Source organism: Campylobacter novaezeelandiae, assembly GCF_004323845.1.
GTDB classification, from domain to species: domain Bacteria; phylum Campylobacterota; class Campylobacteria; order Campylobacterales; family Campylobacteraceae; genus Campylobacter_D; species Campylobacter_D novaezeelandiae.
Window position 1 is genome coordinate 20486 of the sequence record NZ_QPGR01000003.1, and the last position, 14555, is coordinate 35040.

Here is a 14555-nt window from a genome sequence, read left to right on the forward strand (position 1 = left end):
TAGAAAGTCTTTTATATCTTATTTTTTCTCGATTTATTATGTTAATTTCGTTTATAATGTTTTACTAGAATAAAAAACAACTTGCAATAAATTCTTTAATATAAACAATTAAAGGAAAAAAATGGCTTATACAATTATAGAGGTAGAAAGAAAAACAGGGGTTTCTAGTAGAACGCTTAGGTTTTGGCTAGATAAAGGTTTATTTCCTTTTGTAGAAAAAGATAAAAATGGAGTGCGTTATTTTAGTGAAAAAGATTTAGAATGGGTGATTTGGGTGGATTGTTATAGACAAATTGGTATGAGTATTGAGGATCTTAAAAGATATATTTTTTTATGTGCTAAAGGAAAGAGCACTGCAAAAGAGAGATTAGAGATTATTTTAAAATTAAAAGGAAAAATTCTACAAGATATAAAAAAATTTCAGAGTATTTTAGAAAAACTCAATTTTAAAATAGACCTTTATGAAAAAATGATTATAGAAGATAAAGATGAGCTAAATCCCTTGAGTAAAGATTATATCAAACGTAAAAAACGGGTAAAAATTTAAATTACCCTTGACTTACACTAAGTGTTAGGTTTTATACTTTTAAAAATTTAAAAATTGAAAGGATAAAATGCTAACTCTAAATAGGGATAAAATACCTAATTCTCAAATTATTTTAGTATTTTGCTTAGGTGTATTTGGAATTTTAAGCACAGAGCTTGGAATGATGGGGATTATTCCTGTAGTATCTGAAAATTTTCATGTGAGTATTTCTGATGCGGGTTGGAGCGTGAGTGTTTTTGCGCTCGTGATAACTTTTTGTGCGCCTATAGTTCCTTTGCTTTGTGCAAATTTCAATCCTAAAAAATTAATGCTTATTTGTCTTTTAGTTTTTGTATTTTCTTCTTTTGCGAGTGCTTTTGTAAATGAGTTTTGGCAATTGCTCATTTTTAGAATTATTCCTGCTTTTTTTCATCCTATTTATATTGCTCTTGTTTTAAGTATGGTTGCTAATTTAGTTGAAGATAAAAAAGAAGTCCCAAAAGCTACGGCTAAGATTTTTACAGCAGTGAGTGCAGGGATGGTTTTGGGTGTGCCTATGACTAGTTATTTTGGTGGAAATTTTAGTTTTGAAGTAGCAATGTTATTTTTTTGTATTTTAAATTGTTTATCTTTTATAGCAACTTTGTTATTTGTGCCTGATTTTAAAAGGGTAAATTCTGTTAAAATAACCAAGCAACTACTTATCTTAAGATACCCACTTTTGTGGATTAGTATTCTTTGTGTTATCTGTATAAATGCGGGAATTTGGGGATTTTATTCTTATTTTTCTGATTTTTTGTATAGTGTAGCAAAGATGAATTTTACTTTCATTAGTGTTGTATTGGCTATTTATGGTTTTTCAAACATTATAGGTAATTATATAGCAGGAAAAACTCTTGTTAAAAATGCACATTTTACTTTGCTTTTAACACCTTTGCTTATGATAATAATTTATATTTTACTTTTTAATTTTTATGATCAAATTATATTAGTAATGTTTGCTTTTATATTGGGAATTTTGGGTGGAATAATGAATAATGGCACACATTTTATGATAAATCATCCTTTTCCAAAAGCCCCTGATTTTAGTAATGGGCTTTTTATAAGTGTAGCTAACATAGGGTTGAGCAGTGGAACTGCTATTTGTGGAATAGTTGTATCTTTGAGTAATACGCGCTTTATTGTTATAAGCACTATTTTTTTGTTGATTTTAGGAATTGTAATGATTTTATTAAGAAGGAGGGTAGAAAAAATGAAATTAAGATTTTAATTTTAAAATTTAATAACCTTATATTTTATACTAGAAGGAGATAAAATGAAAACTTTAATTGTTTTTGCTCATACTTTTTGGAAAGATTCAAAAGTAAATCGTGCTTTATTAGAAAGCATAAAAGATAAAAATAATTTAAAAATTCACAATCTTAGTACAAGTTATAATGATGGAAAAATTGATATTGATAAAGAACTTATTTTGTTAAAAGAAACAGATAAAATCATCTTTCAATTTCCTCTTTTTTGGTTTAGCACTCCAAGTTTACTTAAAGAGTGGCAAGATAGAGTTTTAAGTGCAATTTTATATGGCGAAAAAGAGCTTTTAAAAGGTAAATTTTTTCAAGTTATTACAACTTTAGGCGGTGCCGAGCAAAGCTATGATGGGCATTATGGTGCTACTTTAGAAGAGCTTTTAAAACCTATTTATTATAGTTTTGAGTATTTAGGCTGTAAGAGTGTTAAGCCCTATGCTATTTTTAATGCAAACATTAATACTCTTGACTTAAATACTTATAAAAAAGTGCTTGGTATAGATTAATATTTATTAATTCAAAATAGTTTTTGTTATAAGTTATTAAGTTTATCTTTACTCAAAAAAGCTTTTTAAAAGTCGCAAAATAAAGGCTATTTTTATAATCATAAAAGGAATAAAAATGCAAAAAAGAAAATTAAGAAATTTGGAAGTGAGTGCTTTAGGACTTGGTTGTATGGGAATGAGCTTTGGTTATGGAGAAGCTAAAGATGAAAAAGAGATGATAACACTTATTCATAAGGCAAAGGATCTTGGTATTGATTTTTTTGATACAGCCGAAGTATATGGTCCTTTTACTAACGAAGAATTAGTAGGCAAAGCAATAAAATCTTTTAGAAATGAAGTGGTATTAGCAACAAAATTTGGCATTAGGATTGAGGGCACTAAGCAAATTGTCGATAGCACACTTAGTAAAATCAGACAAAGTTTAGAAGGCAGTTTGAAGCGTTTGCAAACAGATTGTATAGATCTTTATTATCAACATAGAGTTGATACAAATGTTCCAGTTGAAGAAGTTGCTAATTTAATGAGCGAGTTTTATAAAGAAGGAAAAATTAAAGCTTGGGGTATGAGTGAAGCAGGAATTCAAAGTATTAAAAAAGCCCATGCAGTATTCCCGCTTAGTGCGGTGCAAAGTGAGTATTCTTTATGGTGGAGAGAACCAGAAAATGAACTTTTAAAAGTTTTAGAAGAATTAAATATAGGTTTTGTTCCTTTTTCTCCTTTAGGAAAAGGATTTTTAGCAGGTAAATTTAATGCAAATTCTACTTTTGAAAATAATGACTTTAGATCACAAGTTCCACGTTTTAAAAGTGAGAATTTAAAAGCTAATTTAGATTTAGTTTATGCATTAGAAGATATAGCAAAATCTAAAAATGCCACTTTAGCACAAATTGCTCTTGCTTGGGTTTTAGCGCAAAAGACATTTATTGCACCTATTTTTGGAACAACAAATTTGCAAAGATTAGAAGAAAACATTAACGCTGTTAATATTAATTTTACCCAAGAAGAATTAAATCACCTAAAAAGTATCTTAAACAAAATAACAATCAAAGGGGATCGCTATGCAGGTGAAGCAGCTCTTAGAGTTGGGAAATAAAAGTTTATTTCTTATAATGATTTTATATAGTTTTGTTAAAGGAGTACAAATGCAAGAGCTTGAAAGTAAAGGAATCCATGGAAATTTTAAAGGAGATAATAAAATTTTTAGTGGAAATGTAAAAATTTCTATGATGTTTAAGTCAAATGAGTGGAGGAATTTTAGCGGAGCCTTAGTTGAATTTGAGCCTAGTGCAAGAAGTGCGTGGCATACACATCCACAAGGACAAACTTTAATTGTTACAAACGGAGAAATTCTTACAAAAGTACCAGGGCAAAAAGCATTTATTGCCAAAAAAGGTGATGTGATAAGTTGTCCTATAGGGGTAAAACATTTTCATGGTGCAACCAATACAAGTAGTGGGGCGCATATAGCACTTACGGGTGAAAAAGATGGCAAAAATGTAGAATGGCTTGAGCTTGTAAGCGATGAAGAATATAAGGAGGCATTAGATGAAGCAAAAAAATAAAATTATAAAATTAATGGCGTTAGCTTTATTTTTTATTTTAGGAGTTAATATGCAAGCACAAGAATTTATGAGTGTTAAAATTTCAGAAATAGAAATTGATTGTAGATATTTAGAAGAATACAAAAAAATTCTAAAAGAAGAAAGTGAATTAAGTGTAAGAGAAGAAGATGGAGTTTTAGTACTTTATGCTCTATCCCATAAAGATAATCCTTGCAAATTTAGTATTGTAGAATCTTATAAAGATGAAAAAAGTTATCAAAAGCATATAGAAAGCAAACATTTTCAAAGATATAAACAAAGCACTTTGCATATGGTAAAAAGCTTGAAATTTATTCCATTGGAGGCTTTAAGTCCTAATATGCGATTAAATAAAGAATTTTAGATTTTTTGGCAAGTTCTTTTTATTTAAGAAATAGTGTCAAGATTTTAATCATTGCTTTATAAAGATTGAGAAGATAAAAAGATTTGAAAATAGTAAATCGTAGAAGTTTTTTAATTTAAGTTTAAAAACTTTTATATTATTAGGATTATCAAATTGCTTTTTCTCATATTTTATAAACAGCACAATATCAAAGGAAGACTATGCAATTAATACAAAAAGCAAAAGAAATTTTTGAAAGATTTTTTGGAAAAGTGGAAAATTTATCACTTATGCAAAGTGATAAAGAGTATTTTACAAATTATATTAATTTTGCATTTGGCGAGAGTTTTATAAAGGCAAATTTAAAAGAAAGAGATTATTTTCTTATTGTTATCGCTTCTACTCTTGCTTCTGGCGGAAGAAATGAATTTTCTATTTTTGTAAAAACTGCAATAAAAAACAATATAAAACCTGTAGAAATTAAAGAGACAATTTATCAGGCTACGCCTTATATAGGTTTTTCCAAAGTGCTTGATTTTCTTATACTTTGTAATAATATATTTAAGGAAGCTGGTGTTGCTATACCGCTAGAATCACAAGATGTGACTATAAGATCTAATCATCGTAAAGAGAAAGGAAGAGAAATACAAGATACTATATTTGGCAAGACAAATATCACTAAAATGATAGAATCTACTCCAAAAGACAAAGCTTTTATAAATGATTTTTTAAGTGCAAATTGTTTTGGAGATTATTACACGAGAAAAGGTTTAGACTTAAAGACAAGAGAACTTTTAACACTTGTGTATCTTATTTCTCATGGTGGTTTAGAAAATCAAACAAGAGCCCATATACAAGGAAATTTAAATATGGGACAAAGTAGAAAAGAGTTGCTAAATGTCATTGCAGCTCTTATTCCATATATTGGCTATCCAAAGGCTTTAAATGCTCTAAATTTGCTTGATGATATTAAAAAGTAGAATGCAAGCAATAAATATTTATTGTAAATTGAGCTTAGAAGTTATTTGTAAATTAGTTTTTATCAAAAAACTTGCAATCACTTCAATATGCTTTTAAGCTCATTTAGATATTCTTGTTGTGTTTTTAGATTTTCTTCTAAAGAATTTAAAATCTCTTCGCTAGTTCTTAGGATTTTTTCTTCTTTTAAATTTGGATTTTTAGCACTTAAATCATAATTTCTTTCTTCAAACTCTTTTTTGCTAACAAGCCAAGAATTAGCAGTGATTTTTCTTTCTTTGTAGCATTTTAGAAATTCTTTAAAATGTGCGTATTCTAAAGGCTTATTTTTAGTGAGTTTAAAAGGTGGTATAAGTTCATAATAATACACCTTATCATCATCGCTACAAATACAACTTTTTCCTTTTGAAAAAAACAATACATTAGTTTTTACTGCACTATAAGGCAAAAATACCCCACTTGGCAGGCTTAAAACACACTCGAGATTGAAATTTTCTAATAAATCTTTTTTTACGCTTATAAAAGCATTGGAATTTTGAAAAAGCACACCTTCAGGCACGATAATAGCACATCTTCCATTGTTGTTTAAAGATTTTAAGATATGTTGTAAAAATAAAAGCTCAGTAGCATTTGACTTTACAGGAAAATTGTTTTGAATTTGTTCTTTTTCTTTTCCACCAAAGGGTGGATTTGCCAAAATCACTTCATATCTTTCACTTTGTGTTATATCAGTGATTTTTTTATTTAAGGTGTTGGTTTTGATAATATTAGGGGATTTTACTTCGTGTAAGATCATATTCATCACACCCATTGCATAGCTTAGTGGAGTTTTTTCTTTGCCAAATAATGCTTCATTTTGCAAAAATTCAAGCTCTTCTACGCTTAAATTCGCCTTTTTATTTTTAGTTCTATCTTCATACAAAATATGTAAAAAACTTTCTACTAAAAACCCACAACTTCCGCACGCAGGATCATAAATCCTTTCTTTTGCTTTAGGATTTATCACTTCAACTATAGCTTTTATTAAAGGACGCGGAGTGTAAAATTCCCCACTATTTCCTCCATCACTTCCCATATCTTTTAAAAGTTTTTCATAAACTTCTCCTAAGGCAAATACATCACTTTCTTTGCTAAAGCTAAGCTCATCGACTAAATTTATAACCTCTCTTAGAGTATGTCCGTTGGCTATGCGGTTGTCTATAAATTCAAAAATTCCGCCTATTTTATACTCTATACTTTTGAAATTTTCATTATCTTTAAAGCTTTTTAGATAGGGAAAAAGCTCATTATTGACAAAACTAAGCAAATCACTTCCACTCAAAGCATTTTTTACATCAAGCTTACCTTCGTTTGTTTTGGGTGCTGCCCATGCTTTCCAGCTGAATTTTTCTTCTAAAATACTTTTATAATTTTTCGCATCTAAGATAGCTTCTAGTTTTAATTCTTCTTCATAATCATCTAAAAATTTTAAAAATAATATCCAGCTGATTTGCTCACTATAATGCATAGCACCACTTATACCATCATCACGTCTTAATATATCTGTGATTTTATTTATTTTATTTTGCATTTAAAAAATCCCTTTTCTAAAAAGTCTTAAAAGTTCTATATTTATATAATAATTACTTCTACCCATTTTAATACACTCTAATATTCCTAAATTTTCACAAATTTTAAGATATTTGGAAGCACTTTGTCTTGAAATGTCTAATTTTTTTATTAAAAAATCTATCTTTGTATAAGGATGAGAAAACAAAAGCTCAACAAAATCTTTACTATAAAAATTTGTTTTATTTTGTAAAATTTCACCTACATTAGACATCATTTTTTCTATCTTAATAATAGTTTCAATAGTTTTTACAGCGGTTTGCTCTATGCCTTTAAGTATATATTCTATCCACTCTAAAATCGCCCCTTCATCGCGCACTTTTTGCAAAAGCTTATAATACTCATCTTTATTTTTTACTATGTAAGCACTAAGATATAAAATAGGAAAGTCCAAAAGTCCTTTATATACTAAATAAAGTATATTTATAATCCTACCCGTTCTGCCATTGCCATCATAAAAAGGATGAATGCTTTCAAATTGATAATGTATAATTGCCATCTTTACTAAAAAATCAAATTCATCTAAACTATCATCGTTAATGTATAGTTCCAAATTTCCCATAAGTTCCTGTATATCATTAGGATTTTGGGGTGGTATGTGTTTAACTTCTCCTGTGGTACGATTTTTAAGCATAGTTCCACTTTGTTTTCTAAAACCTGCATTATTTCTTTCTAATCTTTTTTGAATTTCTAAAATATGTCCATTTCTTAATAATTGCTCTTTTTTTAATAACTCATATCCTTTTTTCAAAGCACTTTCATAATCTTTCACTTCTTTTGCTGCTCTTGTGAGTTTGTTTTCATCAACATCAGATAAAAAAAGTTCATCATGTGTTGTGATGATATTTTCTATCTCACTCGAATCTTTTGCTTCTTGTAAAATCAAAGCATTGATTAAAATACTTGGATTTGGTATGCTTTTACTAAGTCCATTTAACTCTGCTAATTTTCTAGAAGCTCTAATAGTAAATTTATAAATATTTGCATTTAATTCTATATTTAAAGGCAATTTTTGAGGTATAAATTCTTTCATAATTTTCCAATATGTTAATTTTTTCTAAAAATTTTAACATTATAAAAAAATATGTTAAAAAAATCAAAAATTTTTAACATGTCAAGCTGATGTGTTAAAATTTGGTAAATTTTTTAACATTATAATTCTCCCTTAAAAGCTTTATCAAGCAAGGATTGTTTAAGTTCTTGTAAATCTTTTATCTGTGTTTGATAATTTTGCTTTAAATTTTTTATATTTAAAGAAAGTTCATCTAAATACGAAACGATTTGCTCTTGTTCTTTTAGTGGAGGAAGTGCAATAGGGCATTTTTCCAGAATATTTAAATTTAATTTGGCAGTATGTGTTCCACCGCCAACTTTATTATTAATCCACCCTTCAATAAAATAAGAATTTAAAAAATAAGCCAAATAATCACTTATGATTTTAACTTTTGGTTTTAAAAGCCCCAAACTGACGAAAATACTAAATTCAAATTCTAAAGAAATTTTTATAGCTTTTCCTAAAGTTCCAATACGACAAATTAAAATATCTCCAAATTCTGGTTTAGCTCTTTTTATAAGCTTATTATGTTCTTCTAGTGAAATATATTTTACATCACTTAAATCAAAAAAACCTTTAGAAATATTTTTTACAGATAAAAAAGGTATTCCATTTTCTATGTATTGCGGAGTTTTGTGAGCACCATCTGTAATATAACAAATTTCACCTAAGCTTTTCCATTCCCAATTTTGCGGAAGTTGATAATTTTCCTTAGCATTGTCTTTTAAAGGATTAAAAGCTTTTTGCAATGCACTTTGCATTAATTCATCTAAATTTAGCAAATCCTGCTCTAAAACTTTTATACTCTCATCTATATTTGCAAAACTCTCATCTAAAATCCCTGCTATCCTTTCTTGCTCTTTAAGGGGTGGAATACTGAAGTATTTTGTTTGAGCACACTAAAATGCCTTCGATATCCTAATAATGGAATTTCTTTGTATAATAGTTGAAAAAATAAAAATTTTGTATTAAATCTTTCTATGTCTTTATTTAATAATATTTTACCCCATCTGCACCAACAATAAAATCAAAATCTATAAATTTTAAAACCCTAATGTGATCGCCAAAAATTATGCATGGTTATTACAATTATTTATTTTAAATACTTTTTCATAATTATTTGAATATCCAATAATAAATTTTTTAGATTGATCTATTATGGGTATACAACCTTTGTTTAAATAATCCTTAGTATTTAATTGATAATTTTTAGAACTTGGGCTGTAAAAAATATTATCGAAATTAAAATTCTTCCAACCCTGCGGTAAATTTGTCATTTTATTTTCCTAATCCATCATAAAAATAATTTAATATATAGTCTTCAAAATCATCGTAAAGATTATTTTCTTTTAATATATTAATTATATCACCAGTTGTATATTCTTTAAATTTATCTAGTACTTGCTCTAGTGTTAATTCTTTATTTTCAAAATCTATAAATTTGCATTCATGAAGTTTTTTAGAAATAATTCTAGGCAACCCAAATTCTTCAAGAGTATATACCACAGATGGTAAAAAAGCATTTGAAAGTTTTGCAACAAAACTTGAAATATCTATCCACTTTTCAGGATAAAGTATCTTTTGCAAAATGTTAATATCAGAAAATAACGATGCAACTTTAAAAGCCACATGGTTTTCAAATTTAAAAAAATCATCTAAATCAATTTGCATATCTTTAATAAGTTCTGGCAATGGTTTAATCCAATTTCGTGATATTTTTTTTACTAACTCAACATTATTAATATCATTAATATTTTTACAATGAAACTCTCTTATAGTTGCAATTTTAGACAATATATACCATTTATCCGGTTCATCATTAAATAAATATGTAAAAATTTCACTATTAAAATCTTCACTTTGTAGTATTTGAATTATTTTTATAATAACTTCTAAATCATTTTTCAGTGAAGCTTCTTTTTTAAGCAAATTGAATTTATCTTTTCCTATTAATTTTATTATTTTTAGTTGATTATTTTCAACTTCTACTTGTATATTATTCGGAATTTCATTGTTTATTTCATCATTAATAGACAAAGATTCTGATTTGATTTCTACATCTAATATTTTTTCTTGATTATTATCTTCATTTGGAGATTCAAATAAATATACTTCACCTATAAAATATTTAAACATTCTTCCGCTTCTGCCTATAATATTTTTATAAGTCAAATGGTTTATAATTTTTGATCCATTTTTATTATCCCATAAAATAAGATTTTTTGCTGGAATATTAATTCCCTCTATTAAAGAAGAGGTGGAAATGATAGTTTTTAACAAATCCTTTTCATCAAATAGTTTTACTTGCAATTGTGATAGGCATCTATGAAGCTTTCCATGATGTATCCCTATACCAATTTTTAATGCATCATTAAGGTAATGCTTTCCATAATATTTTGATAGCCATTTTGAAAAATTTTCTAATAAAGTATTTGAATTTTCTATAACATCATTTTTTGATAAAATAGTATAAACATTCTTTATACTATTTTGACTTTTAGTATAAACTAGAGTTTTTTCGTCTCTTTTTATTATATCTATAATTTTTTGTTCTTTTTTAAAATTTTGCTCCTTGTAGCATTTATTAATATTGATAAAAACAGTATTAAAATTCAGGCATTCAAATTCCATTCCTTCACAAAGAATACTATTTTTATTATTTATCTTATCTATATTAGGGCAAACATAATATCTTTGACTGGAGATATTTGTGTATTTCAAAATAGCATTTTGCAATGGGGCAAATCTTTCATTTTCGTATTCTTTTGATATCTTATAAAACTCATCAACAATAAAAAAATCAAGCCTTATATTTTCTTTGCGAATAAATAAAAAATATTCAACTGCTCTTTCTGGAGAAAAAATAAAGATATTATTATTTTCAAGATCGGTTTGTTGTGTAGTTGTAATTATTTTATAGTCGTAAAATTTCTTTACAAGTCTTCTTCTTATCTCATCCAATAAAGAAATGGTAGGTACAATGATTAGTATATTTTTTGGTTTTTTTATAGCTATTAAAGCATCAATAATAAAACTTTTGCCAAAGCTTGTTGGAGCAGATAAAATAAGACTATCATTACTTAAAAGTCTTTTTAAAACCCTTGATTGCTCCCTATGTAAAACCTTTGGTTCATCTTCTCCTATATTTGTTTTAAAACATTCTAGTAAGAATCTATCTTCTAAAATTGAAGTGGATTGATTCATATAAGGATATAAACCAAATTGCCTGATGAGATGATTTAGTATAGGTGGATATAAAGCTTTATCTTGAATTTCATCAAGCAAGTAAAAAAGCCCTCTCTTAGCCTCTGTTTCTTTGTTGTTATCATTTAAAATTTCATATATTTCTACACATTTATCAAAAATTTGCTCACTAGTCATTTGAAAAGGCTCCTAAATTTTTAATGAAGTCATTTTCTATTTTATTTTTTTCAGGTACAGGAAATAAGATAATATGAAATTTTATTTCATGTATGTTGTGTATACTACCTAATTTTTCAGCAATTTTTTTAATTATTATTTTTGCTTGGTCTTTGTGAAAATTTGCTATTTTTTGTTTATATTCTTCTGATAATTCATCGTACTGATTAGTTATATAGCACTGATAAATAATTGATATAGGAATATGTAAAATTTTTTTTAATTCATCCATAGAAGCTTCTTGTTTTAAAATCTTTTTAATCTTGTTAATATTTTTTTCGGAAATTTCATCTTTTTTATCTTTCATATATAACTCTAAATCATTTAAATTGGTAATAATAGACTTTTCTTTATTTAATTTATTTTTTTGTAAAAGTTCTTGAATAGATTCAATAGCCTCATCAATTGCACTTTTTATATTTGTATAAATTTTAGATTCACCTAGCCATAAATGGCATTCTTGATTTTCTATAGTTAGATGAACACTATCTGCACCTTTTGCATAATCATTGGTATTTTGTTTATAAAAAATCTTAGGCACAATAGGTAAAGCGTTATAGTATTTCTTCATAATACCATAAAGAAAAATTTCTCCTATTTCTCCTTTTTTTTTTATTTAAATTTTTAATAGATTGTTTTATTAGGGAATATGATCTTTCTCCTAAGGCTTCTCTCTCTTTTTTTGATAAAGCAGTCTCAGCTAATGTATCCATTATATAATCATTAAATTTCTCAAATCTCCACTTACCTTCCTCATAATCATTAATTAAAGATAATAAAAATCTACTGCACGAATCATCAATTGCAGAATCAAGGCAAATCTCAAAAGTAACATCATTTTTATTTTTCACATAGGTATTTATTATTGTTATATTTTCTATCTCTTTATCCTGCATAAATCTTCCTTTGCAAATCATCAAAACTTTGTTTTAGAATTTCTAAGCCACCAAATTCATTGGCCAATTCTCTTATATTGCCCAAAGAACTAAGCTCGATTAAAGGAGCTAGCCCTTCATCAAAATCTTTTATGCCGTATTGTTGATATCTATCTAGTAAAAATTCTATAAATTTGATAGCCTTTTCTTTTTGGAAGCGTTTTAAAAACTCGCTATTTTCTACTTGCAAAACGCGTTCTTGTCTTGTTTTTATCTCGCTATTAAAGCTTAAATGTGCTAAAACATCATATATATCACAATCTTTTTGAAAAATTTCTCTAAGATCTTTTAAAGCATCTTCATCAACTCCATCATTTGCAAGGGCTTTTAAAAATCTTTCTCTATTTTTTTGATCACTCCAAATTTCACGCAATTTTGCTTCATCATCATAATACTCACCAAGCTTTCCTATCAAAAATTCCAAAAACTCCTTAGTGCTAAGTGGCTTATCTTGTGCTCCTACATAACTTGTTGTGATATCTAAAACCTTGAGTTTTGTGCCTTTTAGGTGTATGGTTACGCTCTTTTTCTCTTTGTTTTCTTCTTTTGTTTGTTTTGTATGTTCTTTAATGATTTTTTCTTTTTCATCTTTTTCTTTTAACTCTTCTATTTTTTCACCATCCCATTTTGGATCATAAAAGAGCTTACTAACTCCGACAAAATCAAAAATAGTAAAAAAGTCTTTACCTTCATAGACCCTAGTGCCACGCCCGATGATTTGCTTAAATTCTACTATAGAGCCTATATTTGCTAGCAATACTATATTTCGCACATTTTTTGCATCTACTCCGGTTGTGAGCATTTTAGAGCTTGTTAGTATGACAGGATAGCTTTTATCATTATCTTGAAACAGTTTCAAATACTCAAGCCCTATTTTATCTTCATCGCTTGTAACTCTTATGCAATAATCATCTCTTTTAACACTTTTGTATTTATCTATAGCTCTTTTTATATCACTTGCGTGAGCTTGATTGACACAAAAGATGATAGTTTTATCCATAGAGTCTATAAGCTCTAAAATTTTTTTTAGCAATAAAGTCATTATAGTTTGGTAAAAAGATATTTCTTTCAAATTCACTTTGTTTATAAAAGCCTTTTTCAAGCTCACCTTGTATCAAATCATCGGGGTTATAAGTGTAGCCATCGCTCAAAGTTGTTTTTATGAGTTTAACTTTATAAGGGGTTAAAAATCCATCTTCAATGCCACTTTTAAGACTATAGTCATAAACACTCTCACCAAAATACTCATAAGTGTCTATATTTTCTTCTTTTTTTGGAGTGGCTGTTAAGCCAAGCTGAGTCGCATAAGAAAAATACTCAAGCACAGCTCTCCAGCTTCCTTCTTCATTTGCTCCACCTCTATGACACTCATCAATGACAATAAGATCAAAAAAATCTTTTGGGTATTGAAGATAAAATTTACTCTCTTGTTCTTCTTGGATATTTTCTTGTTCTTTGGAATTTGCAGCTAAGCTTTGATAAATCCCAAAGAAAACATTTGCATTTGTTATGATTTTTCCACCATTTTTCTTTATCTCTTCAGCACTGATTGCTTTACAATCGCTTTCTATAGGATTAAATTCTCCTAAGGCTTGATCTCTTAAACTCACTCTATCGCATAAAAACAATATCTTAGGTTTTTGATCTTTGTTTTCTTTATTCCATCTTGCTTCAAGCAAGCGATAGCATAGATTAAAAGCTATGGTCGTCTTACCTGTGCCAGTAGCAAGAGTGAGTAAAATTCTATCTTTGCCATTGATTAAAGCCTCTATGACTTTATCTATGGCTATTTTTTGATAGTATCTTAATGTTTTTTGTGGTAGATATAATTCTCTTTGGGTTAAAAGTTTATATTGCCATTCTTTTAAGTTTCCATAGATTCTCTCAAAAAGTTCGCTTGGACTTGGAAATTTTTCTATATACTCACCTCTTGAAACTCTTAAATCGTATTCATAAATTTTATCGCCATTACTGCTATAAACAAAGGGCACATTTAAGATTCTGGCATATTCTATGCCTTGAGTTAAGCCATCTAGAGCGTCTTTACTTTGTTTTTTAGCTTCTATGATGGCAAGATTGTTATTTTGAAATTTAAGCAAATAATCTGCAAATTTTCTCTTAGCTCTTTTATTGCCTATAAGTTTGCGACCATCGGTAAAATAGTAATCTCTTATGATATTTTCTTCTTTCCATGAAGCTAATTTTAATTTTTCATCTATAAGTTTAGATCTTGTATCTTGTTCTGATAGCTGCATTTTTAGCCCTAAAATGATTTTATAATGAAAAATATATTTTAACATA

The 14555-nt window shown here is 27.6% G+C and carries 10 protein-coding genes and 3 pseudogenes; 7 read left to right on the plus strand and 6 right to left on the minus strand.

Features of this window, described 5'->3' with window-relative positions:
* Positions 1-121 precede the first annotated feature (121 nt).
* The 7 genes from DU473_RS02285 to DU473_RS02315 all read left to right on the plus strand — a co-directional run bounded on the left by DU473_RS02285 (position 122) and on the right by DU473_RS02315 (position 5239).
* Entirely contained in the window at positions 122-547 is a 426-nt protein-coding gene (locus DU473_RS02285) for a MerR family transcriptional regulator (protein ID WP_131163088.1), read from the plus strand.
* Between the two features lie 67 nt (positions 548-614).
* A complete protein-coding gene (locus DU473_RS02290) occupies positions 615-1796 on the plus strand; it encodes an MFS transporter (protein ID WP_131186457.1) in 1182 nt (393 codons plus the stop codon).
* Positions 1797-1841: 45 nt separating this feature from the next.
* Positions 1842-2336, plus strand: coding sequence for an NAD(P)H-dependent oxidoreductase (locus tag DU473_RS02295; RefSeq protein WP_131165724.1), 495 nt, complete (start codon positions 1842-1844; stop codon positions 2334-2336).
* A gap of 115 nt (positions 2337-2451) precedes the next feature.
* Positions 2452-3429: an aldo/keto reductase gene (locus DU473_RS02300; RefSeq protein WP_131163091.1), complete on the plus strand. Its 978-nt coding sequence runs from the start codon at positions 2452-2454 to the stop codon at positions 3427-3429.
* Between the two features lie 49 nt (positions 3430-3478).
* The gene (locus DU473_RS02305) at positions 3479-3898 is read left to right on the plus strand and encodes a cupin domain-containing protein (RefSeq protein ID WP_131163092.1); all 420 of its coding nucleotides are present in this window, start codon (positions 3479-3481) and stop codon (positions 3896-3898) included.
* Positions 3882-4280, plus strand: a complete 399-nt coding sequence (locus tag DU473_RS02310) for a putative quinol monooxygenase (RefSeq protein ID WP_262867656.1) — start codon at positions 3882-3884, stop codon at positions 4278-4280. The genes DU473_RS02305 and DU473_RS02310 overlap by 17 nt, the downstream gene beginning before the upstream one ends.
* 200 nt (positions 4281-4480) lie before the next feature.
* On the plus strand, positions 4481-5239 hold the full coding sequence (locus DU473_RS02315; protein WP_131165740.1) for a carboxymuconolactone decarboxylase family protein: 759 nt from the start codon (positions 4481-4483) through the stop codon (positions 5237-5239).
* A gap of 77 nt (positions 5240-5316) precedes the next feature.
* On the opposite strand, the gene DU473_RS02320 is transcribed toward DU473_RS02315, so the two are convergent.
* From DU473_RS02320 to hsdR, 6 genes and pseudogenes are all read right to left on the minus strand, one after another.
* Positions 5317-6807, minus strand: a complete 1491-nt coding sequence (locus DU473_RS02320; protein WP_131186458.1) for a type I restriction-modification system subunit M — start codon at positions 6805-6807, stop codon at positions 5317-5319.
* Entirely contained in the window at positions 6808-7878 is a 1071-nt protein-coding gene (locus DU473_RS02325) for a Fic family protein (RefSeq protein ID WP_131163095.1), read from the minus strand. It abuts the gene before it with no gap.
* Positions 7879-7997: 119 nt separating this feature from the next.
* Positions 7998-8774: pseudogene (locus DU473_RS02330) on the minus strand (restriction endonuclease subunit S); the annotation flags it as partial.
* Between the two features lie 403 nt (positions 8775-9177).
* The gene (locus DU473_RS02335; protein ID WP_131163096.1) at positions 9178-11280 is read right to left on the minus strand and encodes a DEAD/DEAH box helicase; all 2103 of its coding nucleotides are present in this window, start codon (positions 11278-11280) and stop codon (positions 9178-9180) included.
* Positions 11273-12236 (minus strand): annotated as a pseudogene (locus DU473_RS08610) (HamA C-terminal domain-containing protein). Before DU473_RS08610 ends, DU473_RS02335 begins: the two are co-directional and overlap by 8 nt.
* Positions 12205-14509, minus strand: a pseudogene (gene hsdR / locus DU473_RS02350) (EcoAI/FtnUII family type I restriction enzme subunit R). Before hsdR ends, DU473_RS08610 begins: the two co-directional pseudogenes overlap by 32 nt.
* Positions 14510-14555 lie beyond the last annotated feature (46 nt).

Coding starts and splice junctions, on each gene's coding strand:
- DU473_RS02285 (WP_131163088.1), top strand. CDS start 122: ATGGCTTATACAATTATAGAGGTAGAAAGAAAAACAGGGGTTTCTAGT.
- DU473_RS02290 (WP_131186457.1), top strand. CDS start 615: ATGCTAACTCTAAATAGGGATAAAATACCTAATTCTCAAATTATTTTA.
- DU473_RS02295 (WP_131165724.1), top strand. CDS start 1,842: ATGAAAACTTTAATTGTTTTTGCTCATACTTTTTGGAAAGATTCAAAA.
- DU473_RS02300 (WP_131163091.1), top strand. CDS start 2,452: ATGCAAAAAAGAAAATTAAGAAATTTGGAAGTGAGTGCTTTAGGACTT.
- DU473_RS02305 (WP_131163092.1), top strand. CDS start 3,479: ATGCAAGAGCTTGAAAGTAAAGGAATCCATGGAAATTTTAAAGGAGAT.
- DU473_RS02310 (WP_262867656.1), top strand. CDS start 3,882: ATGAAGCAAAAAAATAAAATTATAAAATTAATGGCGTTAGCTTTATTT.
- DU473_RS02315 (WP_131165740.1), top strand. CDS start 4,481: ATGCAATTAATACAAAAAGCAAAAGAAATTTTTGAAAGATTTTTTGGA.
- DU473_RS02320 (WP_131186458.1), bottom strand. CDS start 6,807: ATGCAAAATAAAATAAATAAAATCACAGATATATTAAGACGTGATGAT.
- DU473_RS02325 (WP_131163095.1), bottom strand. CDS start 7,878: ATGAAAGAATTTATACCTCAAAAATTGCCTTTAAATATAGAATTAAAT.
- DU473_RS02335 (WP_131163096.1), bottom strand. CDS start 11,280: ATGACTAGTGAGCAAATTTTTGATAAATGTGTAGAAATATATGAAATT.